General features: G+C 44.8%; 16 protein-coding genes. 11 read left to right on the top strand and 5 right to left on the bottom strand.

Annotated features, from left to right (window positions below; genetic code table 11):
- The first annotated feature begins 3 nt into the window (after window positions 1-3).
- The 8 genes from DFP75_RS09135 (at window position 4) to DFP75_RS09170 (ending at window position 10,067) form a co-directional block, all read left to right on the top strand.
- A complete protein-coding gene (locus DFP75_RS09135; RefSeq protein ID WP_110574833.1) occupies window positions 4-1,509 on the top strand; it encodes a tripartite tricarboxylate transporter permease in 1,506 nt (501 codons plus the stop codon).
- Window positions 1,509-3,080, top strand: a complete 1,572-nt coding sequence (garD, locus tag DFP75_RS09140; protein ID WP_110574835.1) for a galactarate dehydratase — start codon at window positions 1,509-1,511, stop codon at window positions 3,078-3,080. The genes DFP75_RS09135 and garD overlap by 1 nt, the downstream gene beginning before the upstream one ends.
- Before the next feature lie 115 nt (window positions 3,081-3,195).
- Window positions 3,196-4,104 (top strand): 5-dehydro-4-deoxyglucarate dehydratase, encoded by a 909-nt coding sequence (locus DFP75_RS09145; RefSeq protein WP_110574837.1) that lies wholly within the window; start codon window positions 3,196-3,198, stop codon window positions 4,102-4,104.
- A 75-nt stretch (window positions 4,105-4,179) separates the two neighbouring features.
- Window positions 4,180-5,505 (top strand): enolase C-terminal domain-like protein, encoded by a 1,326-nt coding sequence (locus DFP75_RS09150; protein WP_110574839.1) that lies wholly within the window; start codon window positions 4,180-4,182, stop codon window positions 5,503-5,505.
- 49 nt (window positions 5,506-5,554) lie between these two features.
- On the top strand, window positions 5,555-6,319 hold the full coding sequence (locus tag DFP75_RS09155; RefSeq protein ID WP_110574841.1) for a FadR/GntR family transcriptional regulator: 765 nt from the start codon (window positions 5,555-5,557) through the stop codon (window positions 6,317-6,319).
- 158 nt (window positions 6,320-6,477) lie between these two features.
- The gene (locus DFP75_RS09160) at window positions 6,478-8,064 is read left to right on the top strand and encodes an aldehyde dehydrogenase (NADP(+)) (protein WP_110574843.1); all 1,587 of its coding nucleotides are present in this window, start codon (window positions 6,478-6,480) and stop codon (window positions 8,062-8,064) included.
- Window positions 8,065-8,152: 88 nt separating this feature from the next.
- A complete protein-coding gene (locus DFP75_RS09165; protein WP_110574845.1) occupies window positions 8,153-9,091 on the top strand; it encodes an AEC family transporter in 939 nt (312 codons plus the stop codon).
- A gap of 22 nt (window positions 9,092-9,113) precedes the next feature.
- The gene (locus tag DFP75_RS09170; protein WP_110574847.1) at window positions 9,114-10,067 is read left to right on the top strand and encodes a 2-hydroxyacid dehydrogenase; all 954 of its coding nucleotides are present in this window, start codon (window positions 9,114-9,116) and stop codon (window positions 10,065-10,067) included.
- 113 nt (window positions 10,068-10,180) lie between these two features.
- Here DFP75_RS09170 and DFP75_RS09175 read toward each other — a convergent pair whose 3' ends face one another.
- The 4 genes from DFP75_RS09175 to DFP75_RS09190 form a co-directional block, all read right to left on the bottom strand.
- Window positions 10,181-11,452 (bottom strand): glucarate dehydratase family protein, encoded by a 1,272-nt coding sequence (locus DFP75_RS09175; RefSeq protein ID WP_110574848.1) that lies wholly within the window; start codon window positions 11,450-11,452, stop codon window positions 10,181-10,183.
- Between the two features lie 91 nt (window positions 11,453-11,543).
- Entirely contained in the window at window positions 11,544-11,666 is a 123-nt protein-coding gene (locus DFP75_RS09180) for a dihydroxy-acid dehydratase (protein WP_110574851.1), read from the bottom strand.
- A 15-nt stretch (window positions 11,667-11,681) separates the two neighbouring features.
- Window positions 11,682-13,760, bottom strand: coding sequence for a TRAP transporter large permease subunit (locus DFP75_RS09185; RefSeq protein WP_110574853.1), 2,079 nt, complete (start codon window positions 13,758-13,760; stop codon window positions 11,682-11,684).
- A gap of 108 nt (window positions 13,761-13,868) precedes the next feature.
- Window positions 13,869-14,903, bottom strand: a complete 1,035-nt coding sequence (locus tag DFP75_RS09190; RefSeq protein WP_110574855.1) for a TRAP transporter substrate-binding protein — start codon at window positions 14,901-14,903, stop codon at window positions 13,869-13,871.
- 193 nt (window positions 14,904-15,096) lie between these two features.
- Between DFP75_RS09190 and DFP75_RS09195 the strand changes: the two genes are divergently transcribed.
- Window positions 15,097-15,813, top strand: coding sequence for a GntR family transcriptional regulator (locus DFP75_RS09195; protein WP_110574857.1), 717 nt, complete (start codon window positions 15,097-15,099; stop codon window positions 15,811-15,813).
- Between the two features lie 146 nt (window positions 15,814-15,959).
- Complete coding sequence (locus DFP75_RS09200) at window positions 15,960-16,901, top strand: AEC family transporter (RefSeq protein WP_110574860.1); 942 nt, start codon at window positions 15,960-15,962, stop codon at window positions 16,899-16,901.
- A 53-nt stretch (window positions 16,902-16,954) separates the two neighbouring features.
- Here DFP75_RS09200 and DFP75_RS09205 read toward each other — a convergent pair whose 3' ends face one another.
- Window positions 16,955-17,680: a FadR/GntR family transcriptional regulator gene (locus DFP75_RS09205; RefSeq protein ID WP_110574862.1), complete on the bottom strand. Its 726-nt coding sequence runs from the start codon at window positions 17,678-17,680 to the stop codon at window positions 16,955-16,957.
- A gap of 273 nt (window positions 17,681-17,953) precedes the next feature.
- On the opposite strand from DFP75_RS09205, the gene DFP75_RS09210 reads away from it, so the two are divergent.
- Window positions 17,954-18,952, top strand: a complete 999-nt coding sequence (locus DFP75_RS09210; RefSeq protein WP_110574864.1) for a TRAP transporter substrate-binding protein — start codon at window positions 17,954-17,956, stop codon at window positions 18,950-18,952.
- Window positions 18,953-19,028: the final 76 nt, after the last annotated feature.

Genomic DNA, 19,028 nt, shown 5'->3' on the forward strand with positions numbered 1-19,028 from the left:
TTTATGGAATTTCTAGAATTACTTTCACCGTCCTTCTTTTTGTTAGCGGCGGCAGGATCCATCATCGGCATCATTTTTGGTGCTATCCCTGGTATGACCGCGACAATGGCTGTTGCAGTGTGTCTACCATTAACTTACACCTTAGGTTTGCAAGAAGGCTTAGCGCTTTTGTTAGGCTTATATGTTGGCGGTATTTCTGGTGGATTAGTACCGGCTGTATTGCTGAATATTCCAGGTACGCCGTCGTCGATTACGACCACTTTTGATGGTTACCCGATGGCGCAGCGTGGTGAAGCCGAGCGCGCCTTGAAAACCTGTATTGTTGCCTCTTTGTTTGGCGGTACGTTCAGTGCCATTGTGTTGTTCTTCTTTGCGCCTGTCTTGGCCGATTTCGCTATCAAATTCTCATACGTTGAAAAGTTCCTCATGATCTTTTTTGCGATGTCGGTTATTGCGTCATTGTCTAAAAATATTCTAATGGGTGTTTTTAGTGGGTTACTTGGTGTATTGCTTAGCTTGATAGGAACTTACGATGTATCGAACGGTGGTAATGGCGAATATCGTCTTATGGCACCGTTTATGGAGCCTTACTTAGCTTATGGTTTCTCGTTATTGCCTGTGTTAATTGGTCTTTTTGGTATTTCAACCATCATTGAAGAGGCTGAAAAAGGTGCCAGAGAGCCTTCTTTGGAAAATAAAGTTAATCTCAATAAAGGTAAGCCGTTCCGCTTTAATATTTTTAAAGGCCAATTCAGTAACTTAATGCGTTCTTCATCAATCGGTACATTCATCGGCATGTTGCCTGGTATTGGTGGAAGCGCGGCGTCAATTTTAGCTTATACACAGCAAAAGAATTTTTCTAAACATCCTGAGAAGTTGGGTAAAGGTGAGCCTGAAGGTTTGGTGGCGTCTGAGTCCGCAAATAACGGCTTAACAGGTGGTGCTTTGATTCCTTTGTTGTCGTTGGGTATTCCTGGCGATAGTACAACGGCTGTATTGATTGGTGCCTTTACATTGCAAGGTTTGCAAGTCGGTCCTTTGTTTATCGGCGAAAATATAGATACATGGTTCTCAATGATAACGGCGCTTATGTTTGCCAATATTGTGATGTTTATCGTGATGTTTTATGCCATTCGTCATATCGCCAAAGTGGTATTAATTCCGAAATTTATCTTATACCCAATTATAGTGATGATGTGTGCAGTAGGTGCGTATGCGATTAACTACGGCATTATGTTTGATGTGTGGACACTTTTCTTATTCGGTGTAGCAGGTTGGATCTTTACTAAGATCGGTATTGAGATTGCGCCTTTGGTTATCGGCTTTATTTTGGGCAGCAGTGCCGAAGTGTATTTTGTGAAGAGTTTAGAGTCATACGGTGAGTACTCTATTTTGTTCACTAAGAGTCCGATTGCGATGGTGTTATGGGGATTGATTGTTTTATCTATCGTCGTGTCTGTGATGATTCACAGAAAAAGTAAGCAACATGCGAATAAAGAGGCGAAGTAATGAGCGATTCTTATGTACTGATTCAAATACATGAAAGTGACAATGTTGCCATCATCTTAAATCAAGGTGGTGCACCAAAGGGGGCTGAGCTTCCAGGTGGCGTTGTCTTGTTAGAAGACGTGCCACAGGGTCATAAGGTTGCTTTGGCTGATATCGCTAATGGCGGTGAAGTACGTCGTTACAATGAAGTGGTGGGTTACGCAAAACACGAGATTAAACAAGGCTCATGGGTGTCCGAGAGGGTTGTCGATATGCCGACGCCTCCTGCATTAGATGAGCTACCTTTAGCGACGCGCGAGAAGCCTGCTTTTGAGCCTTTGGAAGGTTACACCTTTGACGGTTATAAAAATCCGGATGGTTCTGCAGGTACCAAGAACCTCTTAGGTATTAGTACCAGTGTGCAGTGTGTTGCAGGTATCACTGACTATGTTGTTAAGCTGATCAAGAAAACGCTTTTGCCAAAGTATCCAAATGTCGATGGTGTTGTTGCGCTTAATCATAGCTACGGTTGTGGTGTGGCAATTACTGCGCCTGCGGCGATTGTGCCAATTCGTACTTTGCAAAATATTGCTAAAAATCCGAACTTTGGCGGTGAAATAATGGTGGTTGGTTTAGGGTGTGAAAAACTCTCGCCATCGCGTTTGCTTGAGATAGACGATGAGCAGGCCATTAACATTTTGCCTAACTCTGAAGCGGCCAAGGCGTTAGAAGATCATGTGGTTAGTCTACAAGACGAAAATCATCACGGTTTCCAAGATATGGTTGATCATATTATGGAGATGGCCGAAGCGCATCTTGAACGTTTAAATAAGCGTCGTCGAGAGCCATGTCCGATTTCAGAATTGGTCGTTGGTATGCAGTGCGGTGGTAGTGATGCTTTTTCTGGTATTACAGCGAACCCTGCTGTGGGTTATGCGTCGGATTTGATTGTTCGTGCCGGTGGTTCTGTCATGTTTTCTGAAGTGACTGAAGTGCGTGATGCTATTCACCTTTTAACGCCGCGAGCGGAAACAGTGGAAGTGGGGAAAGCCTTACTGCGTGAAATGCAGTGGTATGACGATTACCTGAATCAAGGGCAAGCTGATCGCAGCGCTAACACCACGCCAGGTAATAAAAAGGGCGGCCTTAATAACATCGTGGAAAAATCTCTAGGCTCCATTACTAAGTCAGGTAATAGCCCCATTGTCGATGTTCTAAGTCCAGGTGAACGTATTCGCAAGCGAGGACTGAATTTTGCTGCTACGCCAGCCAGTGACTTCATTTGCGGTACTTTGCAATTCGCTTCCGGTATGAATATTCAAGTATTTACCACAGGGCGTGGTACGCCGTATGGCTTGGAAGTCGCACCTGTTATCAAGGTATCAACAAACTCTACTTTGGGTAAGCGTTGGCACGATTTGATCGATATGGACGCAGGACGCATTGCCAGTAAAGAGATTACGTTAGAAGAGGCGGGTTGGGAGTTGTTCCATCTAATTCTTGACGTCGCGTCAGGGCGTAAGCAAGTCGCAGCTGATAAGTTGGGCTTACATAATGATTTGGTCTTGTTTAATCCAGCACCAGTGACCTAATTATTAGACGAAATTTCATTGCTATTTGAATGTATAGTTGTATGATGTATTACAACGTAATTATTTATAACCAGCCTTAAGGCTAAAGTTAATAACAAAAAGAGAGGAAAACAACATGGCTTTTTCTGTTGAACAAATGCGCGGCGCTCTAAGTGATGGTCTTTTATCTTTCCCGGTAACAGACTTCGATGCGAACGGTAAATTTAACGCTGAGACATACAAAGAGCGCCTAGAGTCGTTCATTAAGCACGGCGTTTCTTCAATTTTCATTGCTGGTGGTACTGGCGAGTTTTTCTCTCTTGATGAAGAAGACTTTCGTGAAATCGTTGAAGTCGCTGTAGCGACAGTAAAAGGTCGTGTGCCAGTAATTGCTGCTGCAGGCCGCAGCGTAAAAGACGCGTCTAATTTCTCTAAAATTGCCGCTGATGCTGGTTGTGATGGTATCTTGTTGATGCCTCCTTTCCTAACAGAATGCCCAGAAGATGGCGTGATTGAGTACGCATCTCAAGTAATGGCAAGCGCGGATATTCAGTTCATCTATTACAACCGTGGCAATGGCATCCTTTCTGCGGAATCGGTTAAAGAGTTGGCTGCTCGTAATCCTAACATGGTGGCACTGAAAGATGGCGTAGGCAACATTGCGGCATTAAATGATACGATCAAAACGGTTGGCGATCGCTTGGTTTATATCGGTGGTGTACCAACGGCTGAGATCTTTGCTGAAGCTTACCTTTCAATTGGTGTTAACACTTACTCATCTGCAGCGTATAACTTCATGCCTGAAATGGCGATGGACTTCTACAAAGCATTGCGTGCTGGTGATCAAGCAACAGTAACGCGTATTATTCAAAACTTCTTCATTCCTTTCTGTCGCCTACGTGACACTAAGAAAGGTTATGCTGTAAGTCTAATTAAAGCGGGCGCGGCGCTGAAAGGCATCTCAGCTGGTGATGTGCGTCCACCTCTTACTATGCCAAACGCTGCAGACCTTGCTGCGTTAAAAGCGATTATCGAACAAAATTAAGTATTAAGAGCTAAAGATTAATGTGGGAGAGTTTACTCTCCCATTCGATCTAATAAATCGGGGAGAGCCCATCATATGTTTACAACAATTAAAAAAATGCAGGTAGTGCCAGTTGCTGGTTATGATAGTTTTCTGCTGAACCTTAGTGGTGGTCACGCGCCATGGTTTATTCGTACAGTGGTAGTACTTGAAGATAATGATGGCAATATTGGTCTGGGCGAAGTACCTGCAACCGATAAAATTATTTCTACACTAGAAGAATGTCGTGCCCTAGTTGAGGGACAGAATGTCGGAAAGTGGAAAAGCATTATCAGCGATGTTCGCAATGCGACATCAGGTAAAGCGGACGATGTGCGCGGTAACCAAACATTTGACCTAAGAACGGCAGTTCACGTTATTACTGCGATTGAGTCCGCATTGTTGGATTTAGCGGGTCAGAATATGGGCTTACCTGTTGTGGATTTGCTCGGGCAATATGGCAAACAGCGCGACGAAGTTGAAGCGCTAGGCTATTTATTTTTCCTAGGTGACCGCACCAAAACCAACTTGCCATACCCAACCTACGACAACCCAATGGACGAATGGGACCGTGTTCGTGGTTTAGAAGCGGTAACACCAGACGCTATTGCAACACTCGCAAAAGCGGCTTACGAACGTTATGGCTTTAAAGACTTTAAGCTAAAAGGTGGTGTACTTGATGGCCATCAAGAGGCTGATTGTATTCGTGCATTATACGAAGCCTTCCCAGAAGCACGCTTAACATTAGATCCAAATGGCGCTTGGACGCTTGATCAGGCTGTTGAATATCTAGATCCAATCAAACACATGTTGAGCTACGCAGAAGACCCTTGTGGTCAAGAAGGTGCTTGGTCTGGTCGTGAAACTATGTCTGAGTTCAAACGCAGAACGGGTTTGAAAACCGCAACGAACATGATTGCGACGGACTGGAAACAGTTGAAAAACGCAGTACGCCTAGATTCTGTTGATATTCCGCTAGCCGATTGTCATTTTTGGACCATGCAAGGTGCCGTTGCCGTCGGTGAGTTATGTAACGAGTGGGGCATGACGTGGGGTTCTCACAGTAACAACCACTTCGATATCTCTTTGGCGATGATGACGCACGTTGCAGCCGCTTGTCCTGGTGAAGTAACCGCGATTGATACCCATTGGATTTGGCAAGATGGGCAACGTGTTACGAAAGATCCATTAAAAATCCGTGGTGGCAAAATTACCGTACCAACTAAACCAGGTTTAGGAATTGAATTAGACCGCGAAAAATTGATGGAAGCGCACGAATTATATAAAACGTTAACCCTAGGACAGCGTGACGATAGTCAGGCAATGCAGTTCCTTATTCCGGGTTGGACATTTGATTCTAAGAAACCAGCGCTTGTTAGATAGTTAGCACTGGGGTAATGTTCTGGGTTTTAGAATATGCGGCGTATTTAGAATGAATGGGGTTGAAACGGTGGCTAAATCACTACAAATAGAGCGAGTAGGTAAAGGCGATAGCTTGGCAAGCAATGTTGCAAAGCAACTTGAGAAGCAAATATCGGCTGGCCATATTTCTGTTGGAGATAAATTACCAACCGAAAATGCATTATGCGATCTATTTGGTGTGAGCCGTACCGTTATCCGAGAAGCAATCACACAGCTTAAATCACTTGGACTGGTTGAAACGAAACGTGGGGTTGGTACCAGCGTTATTCGTGCTCAGTCCAGTGAGACGTTGTTTGCTTATCAGATTGATCCCACTGCGATTACCGATATTCTACATATCTTAGAAATGCGTTTGAGTGTTGAAACAACCGCTTGTGAGTTGGCCGCTTTGCGTCGCTCAGAAGAAGATGTAGCAATACTTGAGAAGCATTTTAATGATTTTGACGAGGCGTTAAGCCGAGGCGAATTGGCTAGAAAAGAAGACTACGCTTTTCACTTGGCTATTTGTACAGCGACTCGTAATCCCTTCCTTAAACAGTTCTATGAGCAGTTTAATAAAAACGTTATCCCCAGAGCAAAATTGATTAATTCAAACTTGAAACAGGTGGCAACCGATGAATATTTGCATCGTATTCGCACCGAACATCTTGAAATACTGAATTGTATTAAGAATAAAGATGGAGAAGGTGCGAGACAGGCTATGCACAATCATTTATACCGTGCTTACCACTTGTACGAACGTTATCAGAGCGATAACAAGTTTGATTTAGAATGAGAGCTTTGTAGCGACTTCGTTCATAGCAACATCCTGCAAAGCCCTGAGAAAAGAGGTTGCTAGAAGTGAATCTTGTTCACTTCTGTCTCTTTACAGCATTTTTTGCTGTTCATAGCTTATATTTCATAGCTTATTTTCATAAGTAATTAGGGGGAAACATGGATACGAAAGGGCTTCTTAAAGGTACTTCATTGGTGGCAGGTAACGATATTACTGGCACGCAAAAAGCCATTTATGCAATCAATCCTGCGACAAATGAAACACTTGAGCCTGCTTATAACGGCGCAACAAAAGCTGAAGTTGAGCAAGCTGTGAGCGCTGCTTGGCAAGCATTTGATCAATACCGTGCTGTAAGTACAGAAAAACGTGCCGCTTTCCTAGAATGTATTGCCGATGAAATTCTGGCGCTAGGTGATGTCTTGGTGGAACGAGCTATGGCGGAATCTGGTTTGCCAAAAGCGCGAATAGAAGGTGAGCGTGGCCGTACTATGGGCCAATTACGTTTATTCGCCGGTGTTGTTCGTTTGGGTAAAGCAACCGATGCTCGCATTGATCCTGCTATGCCAGATCGTGCGCCATTACCTCGTGCAGATTTACGCTTCCAAAAAATTGCCCTAGGCCCAGTTGCGGTATTTGGTGCAAGTAATTTTCCATTGGCGTTCTCTGTTGCAGGTGGTGATACCGCGTCTGCATTAGCGGCAGGTTGCCCTGTTGTTGTGAAAGCGCATTCTGCTCATCCTGGTACGTCTGAACTTGTCGGTCGCGCGATTACGGCGGCTGTTAAAAAGTGTGGTTTGCCTGCGGGTGTGTTTTCCTTACTTTATGGCTCTGGTCGTGAAATCGGCAGTGCCTTGGTTGAGCATCCTTCTATCAAAGCGGTTGGCTTTACTGGGTCTCGTAGTGGTGGTGTGGCGCTAATGAATATCGCTGCGAATCGTCCTGAGCCAATTCCTGTTTACGCAGAAATGAGCAGCATCAACCCTGTTTTCGTGATGCCTGAAAAACTCTCCGCTGAAGCACAAGCAGTGGCAAAAGGTTTTGTTGGTTCGTTAACTATGGGGGCAGGTCAATTCTGTACAAACCCAGGTATGGTGGTGCTGTTGAAAGGTGAAGCGGCAGATAGCTTTAAAGCGACAGTTATCAGTGAAGTACAAGCATTGGGTACACAAACCATGCTAACACCAGGTATTTACAAAGCGTATTGTGAAGGTGTTGAGAAGCTAAATAGCAACTCAGCCGCACAACTTTTGGCGAAAGGTAATGACAGTGAACAGCCTAACCAGTGTTGTCCGCATGTCTTTGCGACCAGTGCGAAAGCTTTCTTGGCTGATGCGTCCATGGAAGATGAAGTATTTGGCTCAACTTCTTTGATCATTGAGTGCGACACATTGGATGAGTATAAGGTTGTAGCTGAGCACCTAGAAGGTCAATTGACTGCGACGGTTCAAATGTCAGATGCGGACGTTGAAGCCGTTCGAGCTTTGTTGCCAACGCTAGAGCGTAAAGTCGGCCGAATCCTATGTAACGGCTACCCAACTGGTGTGGAAGTGTGTCATTCCATGGTTCATGGCGGTCCTTTCCCTGCTACATCTGATAGTCGTTCTACGTCTGTTGGTAGCGCAGCGATTGATCGTTTCTTGCGCCCTGTATGCTACCAAGACTTCCCAAGCTCATTGATTCCAGAAGCCATTCAAGATCAAAACCCTTTGAATGTGCCGCAATTGGTGGATGGAAAGCTTCAATAAGTCGCTTATAACGCTCCAATACTCGCTATTTTAGGGGCACTACGGTGCCCTTTTTTTTATTTCTTGCCGTGATATTTGGGAGAGATCGATGGAACCGACTGCATTTTCGGCAATTTTGGACGTGTCTATACCGGTATTACTACTGATTTTAGTCGGGGCGTTTTTACGTAACCGCCGCGTCATAGACGACAGCTTTATTGCTTCAGGCTCGCGTTTTGTCTTTGCAGTCGGCATGCCTACGTTACTCTTTTTTAGCATGCTTGGGGCGAGTCCGAGTAATTTAATGTCATGGCAAATGCCGCTGTTTTTTGCGGTAGGTATATTGCTTACCTTTGGTTTCGCATGGTGGTTGTCAGGCTGTGTGAAGGTGCCAGAACACGAGCGTGGCATCTTTATCCAAATAGCCTTTCGAGGTAATACTGGTGTTTTTAGTTTTGCTCTTGTGGTCAACATGTTTGGTGACGAAGGCGTCGTAATAGGCGGTGTTTTGGCCAGTATCACCTCTGTGATGTTTAACGTGTTGGCAGAAATTGCGTTATCTCGATTTCAAAAAGACCATACTATTAGCCATAAAGCACTGCTTGGCACTATTGTGCGCAACCCAATGATTATTGGTGTGGTGGCTGGCATTATTGTGAATTTCATCGGCTTACCGATTCCGAGCCAAGTGGTTACCACAGGTAAATATCTAGGTAGTGTGACACTGCCCTTGGCGTTGTTATGTATTGGCGGCTCGTTGGCTACCAGTCGCTTTATTTTGCCGCGCCGTATTTCGTTAGCGATTGCTGTGAAAGTTTTTCTTAGCCCCGTGATTTTAACCTGCTTAGCTGCGTTGCTAGGCTTTTCAGAACACGAGCAGCTGTATCTTTTCTTGTTCTTTGGAGCACCCGTTGCGGCGTCAGCCTACGTCGTTTCTGTGGCGCATGGCAGTGACGGCAAAGTAACGGCTAATGCCATCGCAACATCTACCTTAGTTGGCTCGCTGGTGATCGTATTTATCACGCCAGTGCTGCTTGCGATACTTTAAACGGATAGAAGGAAATTATTACATGAGTAAAATCGATGTATTAGTCGTTTGGCCAAACAGGCCAGAGCAAATGCAAATGCTGGCAGATACTTATGAATTGCATCGTTATGATCAGGCCTCCTCGGAAGAGAAAATCGCTATGATTGACGCTGTTGGAGACAAGATTCGTGCAGTCGTAACAACTCATGGTGGCGGCTTTGATGAAACCTTATTAGCGCAATTGCCGAATCTTGAAATCGTTTGCTCTTCCAGTGTAGGTTTGGATACGATTTGTGTGGAAGCGTGCCACAAGCGCGGCATTCCAGTTACGAACACGCCAGATGTGTTAACCGATGATGTGGCCGATATGGCGATAATGCTCACCTTGACCACACTACGTCGCATGTTGCCCGCTGTCGAGTGGATTCAGAGTGGTAACTGGGTCGAGAAAGGCATGATGCCATTGAATACTTCCCTGAAAGGCAAAACACTTGGCATTGTCGGCTTGGGTCGAATTGGTAAAGCGATCGCAGCCCGTGCCGAGGCATTTGGTATGAACGTCAGCTACTTTAGCCGTCAAGCTAAAGCGGATGTCGATTATCGTCATTACGATGACCTGATTGCCTTGGCAAAAGACGTGGATGTTTTGGCGCCAGTCATTCCCGGTGGTCCAGCGACAGAAGGCCTAATTAGCCGTGAGGTTTTAAGCGCGTTGGGTGAAAACAGCTACTTTATCAACGTTTCACGTGGTTCTGTTGTGGATGAAAAAGCGTTAGTAGAATTGCTCGAAAAGCGCGCGATCAAAGGTGCAGGTTTGGACGTATTTGTGGACGAACCGAATGTACCTAAAGCACTATTGTCTATGGATCACGTGGTCTTACAACCCCACTGTGCCAGTGGCACTTTTGAAACCCGTGCTGCCATGGCGCAATTAGTCGTGGATAACTTAGCCGCGCATTTTGCGGATAAGCCTCTGCTTACGCCTGTTGTTCTTTGATTTTCTAGATAAAAAAAGCTCGAATTTCCATTGGGAAATTCGAGCAAACTAGAGCGCAACTTTTGCCTGAACACTGCTCCTTTAAGTCGGCAAGGCATAAAGGAGCCAATTTCTTAGAAGCGTGGTACGGTCCCTTTCCAGTCTGGTTGGTACTTGCGCATTTCCGCAACGTCATTACGGGCGCGAATGCCACAGTTTTCGTAGTTTTTAGCTAGAACTGCCAAGGCATCTCGGTCCAATTCCACACCTAAGCCCGGCTTATCAGGGACCACGACAGCACCATTTTTGAATGGGATCTTACCGCCGACAATGACTTCCTCTTCTTGCCAAGGGTAATGTGTGTCACAAGCGTACGTTAGGTTATCAATAGCTGCGGCGGCATGAGTCATGGCCATTAAGCTGATGCCTAAGTGAGAGTTCGAGTGCATTGATAAACCGATATCCCATGTTTTACATAACTGTGCCAGTTCTTGTGTGGCTTTTAGGCCACCCCAGTAATGGTGATCAGACAAAATGACTTGCACTGAGTCCAGTTTGATGGCTTTTGGGATGTCAAAGAATCCAATCACATACATGTTGGTTGCTAATGGAATGTCGGTCATAGCGCTGACTTGACCCATGGCTTCTTGGCCGTGGACAGGGTCTTCTAAATACTGCAGTAGACCATTGCCAAATTTGTCTAATAAACGTTTGGTGGTTTCCACCGTCCAACCGCCATTAGGATCAATACGCAGCGGCAGATTAGGGAAAGCCTCACGCAGTGCTTCAAGAGCTTCGATCTCTTGTTCAGGCTCAAATACCCCTGCTTTTAGTTTGATCGATTGGAAGCCGTATTGATCAATCATTTTCTTCGCTTGCGCAACGATTTGTTCTGGCGTTACTGCCTCGCCCCACGTATCTACCCATGGATCTTCGGTAAAGCCATGACGTTCAAATTTGTAGAATAGATAAGCGCTGTAGGCGACTTCATTGCGTACTTTACCGCCTAATAAATCACACACAGGACGGCCTGTAATCTTGCCCATCAGGTCTAAGCAAGCGACTTCGAAGACTGAGAAAATACGTGGTACCGTGGTTGCACCCAATGTACCTGGGGCGATGTCTAGCCCTGAATTTGGATCAGGTAGAGTGACAACGGATTCAATTTTGTTACGGATCGCATTGACATTGAAAACATCCATGCCCACTAGATGTGGCGCGACTTGGCGCAATTGACTGATCGTCTGTTCGTCACCATAACTTTCGCCTAAACCGTAATTACCGTCTTCGGTTTTTATTTCAATAATGGTGCGCAAGGCCCATGCTTCATGAACGCCATAAACATTGAGTAGTGGAGGATCGCGGAACGCAATAGGCGTAATTTCAATTTGTTTTATACATGACATACGGTTATCTCCTGATAAAAGGGAGTCTTATCGATGGCTTTTGCCATCAATAAGAAGGTTAAAAAATGTAAATGGTTAATATCCTAAAGCGCTAGGCAAAACCTGCAGCGAGAGCAAACATACAGACGATTAGAATGGTGGCAACAATGCCCCCCGCAATCCAAGGTGCAACGCCATAACGGTCAATTTCAGACTGATTATCGTGACCAATCATAAAGATTCTCCTAGGTTAATTTCCGAGTATTTCGGGAAGCCAAAGGGCGATTTGAGGGAAGCTCATAACGAGAATCAACCCGACAATTTGTAAGCCGATAAATGGCAATACAGAGATAAAAATTTCTTGTAGGGAAATGTCTTTTGGTGCGACTGATTTGAGCCAAAAACAGGCCGGACCAAACGGTGGTGATAAGAAGTAGATCTGAATGTTGAGAACAAACAGAATACCAAACCAGACTTTCGCTTGATCTGCTGTCAGTCCAAGTTCAGGTGCTAGAGTCATAACAACAGGAGCAAAAACAGGAACCGTAATTAGAACGATGGCGATCCATTCCATAAAAGTACCTAAGATCACCAAAATCAGCATCATTACCAAGATCACGCCAATAGCTGGAATGCCAAGGTTCATAAAGAGTGAGCGCATAAAGTCCGCGCCACCAATTAAGTTAAAAATACCAACAAACGATACTGAGCCAAGGACTAACCAAATGATGGTGCCCACTGTCGCCATAGAGCCGACTAATGAAGCTTTAAGCATGGACCATTTGAACTCGTGGCGCACCGCTGAAACAATCATGGCTCCCAAGGCACCCACTGCCGCCGCTTCGGTGACTGAAGCAATACCGCCATAGATGGATCCCATTACACAGCCGATTAGCATAATGCTCAAGAATACTGCGCTCAGGCGAGCTTTAGACAGCTTACGCTCTTCACCTGTTAGTTCTGCTACTTCTTTCGCCGTTGGCGCTAATTTAGGGTTAATGTGCACACGAATCAGAACATACAGTGCATAGAAGACAGCCAGCATTAGCCCAGGTACGGCCCCAGCCATAAATAGATCACCAATGGCGACTTCAGCAGATAGACCGTAAACGATCATGATGATCGAAGGTGGAATCAGGGTAGCCAGGGCGCCTGCAGCACAAATTAGGCCAATGCTCATTTTTCGGTCATAGCCTAAGCGCAGCATTTGAGGCAAAGCCACAAGGCCAAGCATTACAATTTCACCGCCCATCACACCGGACATGGCCGCGAGAATAACCGCCACAACTACGGTTTGTACTGCCACGCCGCCGCGTAGATTGCCTGCGAATATCGACATGGCATCGAACAAATCTTCTGCGATGCCTGACTTTTCTAGGATCGTCGCCATTAATACGAAAAAGGGAATAGCTATCAAGGTGTAATGGTCAAGCAATGCTGCTGTGTTTGCAGATACTAGGTACAACCCACGCGGTCCAAAAAACGCAACAGCCATAACGACTGAGACGATCAAGGTTACGATGCCCAGCGGCATACCTGTCATCATCAAAGACACCAGCATCGCGACCATAATTAAGGATATGGCCCCTAAGCTATAAGAGCGCATGTCCAGTGCTGCGCTTGGGTCTAGGCTTTGGCCTACCGCTGAGAAGTAACCGCTCACGCCGTCGAAAATCGATCCAGGTCCAGAAATATAGGCCAGTACACCATTAATAAAGTACAACACCATAAATAGACCGATTAACTTCACCGCTGCTTTGGCCCATCGGCTGTTCACGTGACGCCATAGGTTAACGGTTAGCTGAGCGAGATACATAAACCCACCCAGCATCAGTAAGGTTTTTAATAGCATCGGCATGGGGGAGTTAAACGCACTACCGGTACGTTCAATATGATCTATCGCCATGTAGGCGCGCATGGAAGCATCGGATAGCAACAGGAATAGCGCAACAATACCAATACTGGATGCAAATAAGTCAAGACGCCATTGAGCTTTAGGGGAGACGATATTATGAATCACCGTAATACCAATATGGCGTTTCTTTAGTGTGATGTAGCCTGCTGACAGCATCCAACTTGCGGCGCATAGCACCATCACCACTTCAAATGCCCATTGTGTTGGCGAGTTAAACACATAGCGGGCAACTACTTCCCATAAGGTGGCACCGGCTGCAACAAGGTAAAGCAGCGAAACCCCAATGCCAGAAAAGTGGCTAAAGTGATCTATGGGTGTGTATTCGAATTCTTCATGCTGCTGCGCATGCTCAATCGGGTTGTCGTCGGCAATTTCGACAATGTCATCAGCGTTGAGGCTTTGAGTTTTGGACATAGTGTTCACCTGATCTATCAGCCTACTGCATGGGGAGGCTTATTTTTATGTGGAAGATGCGACGGCGGGACAATGCCCAGCCGCCGCTAGTGGTAAATCACTCTTGGGCTAGAGTAGGCCTTTTTCGGTCATGAATTTAACGTGTGCTTTGTACACTTCTGTTGCCAGAGGTGAGGCACTACCGAATGCTTCCCATGCTTGTTTCGCGATCTTACGGAAATCGTCTCGCTCGGATTGAGGCCAGTCGATGACGGTAATGTCGCCTTTGGCTTTGTCGCGTGCGACCAGTTCTTTATCTTTAGCATCCAGATAGGTGCGTAGGTCTGCGTATGCGCTCAAGAACCACTCTGTTAGAGCCGCTTGGTCTTCTTTATCGATTTTGTTCCAGGTTGCTTCATTGATGGTGAATTGCATAAAAGGCATTGAGTGAATGCCTGGATAAATTGGGTATTTAGCGACTTTGTGCATGCCGCTGGCATCATTGTTTGCGTAAGCCGAGGAATCGGCGGCATCAATCACATTTTTCTCTAGAGCGGTGTATACCTCTGAGCCAGGTAGAGATACGGGCGCTGCACCCGCACGACGAAACACATCTGCAGCGAGGCCTTCGGGAGAGCGAACTTTCAGCCCCTTCATATCAGCGACACCACGAACAGGTACTTTCGATACGAAGGCTTCGCGTTTTTCAGAACTGCAGCCAATGACATGAACGCCTGGATCGTATTTGTTGTACATCTTTTGTAGTAGCTCTTTACCGCCACCTTGCATGCAAAATTCTTCAATTTGCGCTGGGGTGTCATAGCCTGCAATCAAGTCACCCATCAAGGCATACGCGGGGTCCTTACCTGCAAAATAACTGGTTGCGGTTAAATCGCCATCCAAAATCCCCATGGAAACCGCAACAGGTGTTTCTTTATGGGAGACCACAGAGCCTATTGGCAATAATTCTATTTCTAGATCGCCGCCGGTCATTTCTTTTAGTTTAGGAATCCATACTTGATTTAAGCGAGTCAAACTGATGTGTGACGCATTAAAGCTGGTTTGGACCTTCAGTGTTTCAGCGTAAGTTGGGGCTACTGAGAATGCTAACCCTGTTGTAAGTAGAGTTGCAGCAAGCGTTTTAGGTATGGACTTGAGAGGCATTGTTCTTCTCCTGATTTTTAGATTTATTGTTAGGAATTACTCTTCATGGTTTCTTATATACTAATATATTAGTTTGTTTTGTTATTCATATACTAATATATTAATTGTGATGCGCAAGTCTTTTTTCTTCCGTGCTGTAAACGCCTCTGAGATAATGACTTCACTATTTAAGGCAAAATATGGCTTCAATCTTATGAATCATAAGAATAATTATTTGATTAAAAATTATTTAGAGCAGAGTAACGACTTGCCTCGTACTGCTGTTGATCGTGTGTATGATGATCTATTGCGTCGTATTGTAAGTTTAGAGCTTCCGCCAGGATCCCAGCTTGTTCGAGGTGAGCTCTGTAGTGAGTATAAAGTCAGTCAAACACCGGTCAGAGAAGCCTTATTGAGGTTTGAACAAGTTGGCTTGGTGAATGTTAAGCCTCAGTCTGGTACGGAAGTATCTTATATAGATATAAAACAGTTAGAGCAGAGTCACTTTCTCCGAGAGGCGCTGGAGTTTGAAGTGGTGCGACAGTTAACGCAGATGCCAAATGAGGGGGTTGTTTCTCAACTGCGAGAAATTGTTGCAATGCAGGAACAGGTTTCTACCGCAGACAGCGAGGACATTATCATGTTTGCTAAACTGGATGAGCTGTTTCATCGCTCAATGTTTAGTGCAATAGGGCATGAGTCTTTGTATAAATTGGTGCGTTCAAGATCTGGGCATATGGATCGTGTGCGACGTTTACATTTGCCTTCTGAAGGCAAGATTCGCAGTGTTCTGGCTGGACATACGGCAATTGTTGATGCGATAGAGAGTGGTTCACAAGAGAAGGCCTTTGAGGCGATGCGTGATCATTTGGCGGGCACTATTTCGCGAGTACGTATTTTGCAGGAGGAGTTTCCAGAGTATTTCTGCTAACCGTTATAGACGTTTTGGCTTTAGATAAAATCCCTTGAATATTCCTCATTTGATAAATAAGAAGTTGGTATAAAATAGACATTTTTATATGTTTATAGAGAACTCTATTAACCTATGAGGTTACTAGAGTCCTTTTTAGGGAGTTTATGTTGTTAGATGCAAAAAGCGTTATATTGGATGTGGCGGCCCCCGTTTTGCTTATGGTCGCGATGGGTGTTTTTTTAAGACGAATTAAGCTGATTAACGACGATTTTATTTTTGTTAGCTCTCGATTTGTTTTTAAAGTGTGCATGCCCACATTATTATTTTTAGGCTTGTACTCTAATAATCTCAGCGGTCTTATCCGCTTGAATTTTGCGCTATATTTTGTCCTTTCTATTTTTCTAACTTTTTTGCTTGCTTGGTTTCTCGCCATTCGCATTTCGTTGCCTTCCGCCCAGCGTGGTGTTTTTGTACAAATAGCCTTTCGTGGCAATTGTGGTGTGTTTAGCTTGGCTCTGGCCGTCAATATGTTTGGTGAAGAAGGGGTTGCTATTGGTGGGGTTATGTCAGGCTTAAGTGTGCTGCTTTTTAATGTTTTGGCAGAAGTGATTTTGACCCGATACAGCGATGGCGCTTTGCACATTCGTTCAATGTTGAAAAACATGGCGAAGAATCCGCTTATACTGGCTATTATTCTTGGGGTGTTGGCGAATGTGTGTGCCTTGCAGTTGCCAAGCTTTGTTGTAAAAACTGGCTCCTTGATTGGTGGCGTTACATTGCCTTTGGCGTTAGTGTGCATTGGTGGTGCTCTGGCAACAAGTGGTCTTCAATTACCTAGGTTTTTTTCTTTTGCCATTCTGAGTAAGGTGCTGATCAGCCCGTTTTTGTTTACCTTTATTGCTTTTTGGCTTGGCTTTACTCAAAAAGAAATACTCTATCTCTTTTTATTCTTAAGTGCGCCCACTGCCGCATCGGCTTATGTTTCGGCTGTGTCGAAAGGAGATGACGGTAGGTCGACTGCAAATGCTATAGCGAGCTCGACGTTAATCTCGTCGGTGATCATTGTAATTTGTGTGCCTATTATCGTTAAGCTAACGAGCGCTTAATGGGCTTAATCGTTTAAAAAACTAGAGACTGGATAAGAGGTTGTTTAGTCATACTATGAATGACCTCTGTCTATTTCTCTAATCAACTCTCTATATCTCCCAAGCCCGCTTGTTAAGTGAGCTCTCATGGCTTTTTTTGCAGCTTCGACATCTTTTTCTGCATAAGCATCAATGATGGCTTTATGTTCTTGTATTAATATCTCTTCAAGCCCTGGTTGCTGAGTGATGTTCGCTTCATCATGTAAGCGAGTGCGCGGGATAGAACGCTTAGCTAATATAGACAGTAGATCTACAAAGTGCTGGTTGTTACTGGCGTTAGCAATCGCAAGATGGAAATCATAGTCTTCTTTTTCAGCATTTTTTTGGGTTTTGAGTTGACGCTCCAGAAGATCAAAGCATCGATAAATTTCTGCTTCTTGTGCTAGTGAACTGCGTGATATCGCTAATGCAATGCTTTCAACCTCAAGTGCAATGCGTATTTCGATCGTTTCTATGATCGCCGTTAAGGTCATCTCACTTTGCGCTAAGCTTGCCATGGTTTCCGTTTTAGGACTGGATACAAAGACGCCAACACCTTGTTTTGCTTCAACTAAACCTTCTGCTTTAAGGGTAGCAATTGCTTCGCGAAGGACGGTTCTGCTGACGCCCATCTCCGCTATCAAACTTGGCTCTGTTGGTAGCTTATCTCCCGGTACGAGTTTTTCTTGCGTAATTTTATCCCGCAGTCGTATCGCGATTCGTTGTGGAAGGCGTAATTTGGTGTTGTCTTTTTCTGGCATTTTTATAATGGCCTATTATTTCTCGATTTACATTACGTGTATAAGTGGTAGGTAGTGTATCACATATGATGACTCTGGTTTTTCTTTAAATTCTGGCTACTTTATAAGTAGCTCATAGTATTTTTAGAGTTAGTCATATGATGTCTGTTGTATTACAAATAGATCTTATGATACAAATTAATGGTTGGTTATATGTGTTTTGCCTAAACGATCATCTCGACAACATAAACCGCCACCTATAATGATACTGGTGACGAAAAAGGAGAAATAACAATGATAAAAAAATTTTCCACTAAAAAAATCGGGTCTGCTTTACTGGTTAGTGGTGCCTTAGCCGCTTCATGTTTTGCACCCTTAGCGCAAGCGGATTGGAAGGGATGGAATGTCCATCCTGCTGGCTATCCAGTGACAGTAGCGATGGAGTCTTTTATAAAAGAAGCTGAGAAAGCGACTGATGGTCGTGTCAGTGGTCGAGTTTATAATGGCGCTATTCTTGGTAGCCAAGAAGATGCGATCCAAATGATGCAAGTTGGCGGTATCGATTTTGCGGAATTTAACTTAGGCCCGATCGGCGCCTCTGTGCCAGAAGTCAATGTCGTTTCTTTACCTTTCATTTTCAAAGATGTTGAACACATGCATCGTGTTATGGATGGCCCTGTGGGTGACGAGTTAAGTAAAGCAATGGAGAAAAAAGGGATCATCTCTTTGGCTTGGTATGATTCTGGATCTCGCTCCTTTTACGATTCACGTAAACCGATAAAAACACCTGAAGACATGAAGGGCATGAAGTTTCGTGTAATGAATAACGAGCTCTATGTTGGCATGGTAGAAGCGCTTGGTGGTAACGCAACACCAATGGCTTACTCTGAAGTGTACCAATCTCTTAAAACTGGTGTAGTAGATGGCGCTGAAAACAACTGGCCATCTTATGACTCTAGTAATCATTTCGAAGTCGCAAAATATTATTCTTTGACTCAGCACCTTATTTTGCCTGAAACCTTGAGTGTCAGTGCAAAAGCATGGGCTAAGTTGTCTCCGGAAGACCAAAAAGCCGTTCGCAAAGCCGCACAAGACAGTGCAGAGTTTCAACGCAAGCTGTGGGCTGAAAAAGTCACCGAGAGCCGTGAAAAGCTAATCAAAGCAGGTATTCAAATCACAGAAATCGAAGACAAATCGGCTTTCCAAGATGCGATGGCGCCTGTTTATGCTAAAGCGGTCAAAGATAATCCTACCTTGGCTCCATTAATCGAAAAAATTCGCAACACGAAATAAATCGTAGAGTGAATTAAGCGCTGCCATCGAACGCTTTGGTGTTGGGTGGCGGCAATTCGATGATTTTTATCGCGAG

Source organism: Marinomonas alcarazii, assembly GCF_003208215.1.
In the GTDB taxonomy this organism is placed as follows: Bacteria; Pseudomonadota; Gammaproteobacteria; order Pseudomonadales; family Marinomonadaceae; genus Marinomonas; species Marinomonas alcarazii.

Coding starts and splice junctions, on each gene's coding strand:
- DFP75_RS09135 (WP_110574833.1), top strand. CDS start 4: ATGGAATTTCTAGAATTACTTTCACCGTCCTTCTTTTTGTTAGCGGCG.
- garD (WP_110574835.1), top strand. CDS start 1,509: ATGAGCGATTCTTATGTACTGATTCAAATACATGAAAGTGACAATGTT.
- DFP75_RS09145 (WP_110574837.1), top strand. CDS start 3,196: ATGGCTTTTTCTGTTGAACAAATGCGCGGCGCTCTAAGTGATGGTCTT.
- DFP75_RS09150 (WP_110574839.1), top strand. CDS start 4,180: ATGTTTACAACAATTAAAAAAATGCAGGTAGTGCCAGTTGCTGGTTAT.
- DFP75_RS09155 (WP_110574841.1), top strand. CDS start 5,555: ATGAATGGGGTTGAAACGGTGGCTAAATCACTACAAATAGAGCGAGTA.
- DFP75_RS09160 (WP_110574843.1), top strand. CDS start 6,478: ATGGATACGAAAGGGCTTCTTAAAGGTACTTCATTGGTGGCAGGTAAC.
- DFP75_RS09165 (WP_110574845.1), top strand. CDS start 8,153: ATGGAACCGACTGCATTTTCGGCAATTTTGGACGTGTCTATACCGGTA.
- DFP75_RS09170 (WP_110574847.1), top strand. CDS start 9,114: ATGAGTAAAATCGATGTATTAGTCGTTTGGCCAAACAGGCCAGAGCAA.
- DFP75_RS09175 (WP_110574848.1), bottom strand. CDS start 11,452: ATGTCATGTATAAAACAAATTGAAATTACGCCTATTGCGTTCCGCGAT.
- DFP75_RS09180 (WP_110574851.1), bottom strand. CDS start 11,666: ATGATTGGTCACGATAATCAGTCTGAAATTGACCGTTATGGCGTTGCA.
- DFP75_RS09185 (WP_110574853.1), bottom strand. CDS start 13,760: ATGTCCAAAACTCAAAGCCTCAACGCTGATGACATTGTCGAAATTGCC.
- DFP75_RS09190 (WP_110574855.1), bottom strand. CDS start 14,903: ATGCCTCTCAAGTCCATACCTAAAACGCTTGCTGCAACTCTACTTACA.
- DFP75_RS09195 (WP_110574857.1), top strand. CDS start 15,097: ATGAATCATAAGAATAATTATTTGATTAAAAATTATTTAGAGCAGAGT.
- DFP75_RS09200 (WP_110574860.1), top strand. CDS start 15,960: ATGTTGTTAGATGCAAAAAGCGTTATATTGGATGTGGCGGCCCCCGTT.
- DFP75_RS09205 (WP_110574862.1), bottom strand. CDS start 17,680: ATGCCAGAAAAAGACAACACCAAATTACGCCTTCCACAACGAATCGCG.
- DFP75_RS09210 (WP_110574864.1), top strand. CDS start 17,954: ATGATAAAAAAATTTTCCACTAAAAAAATCGGGTCTGCTTTACTGGTT.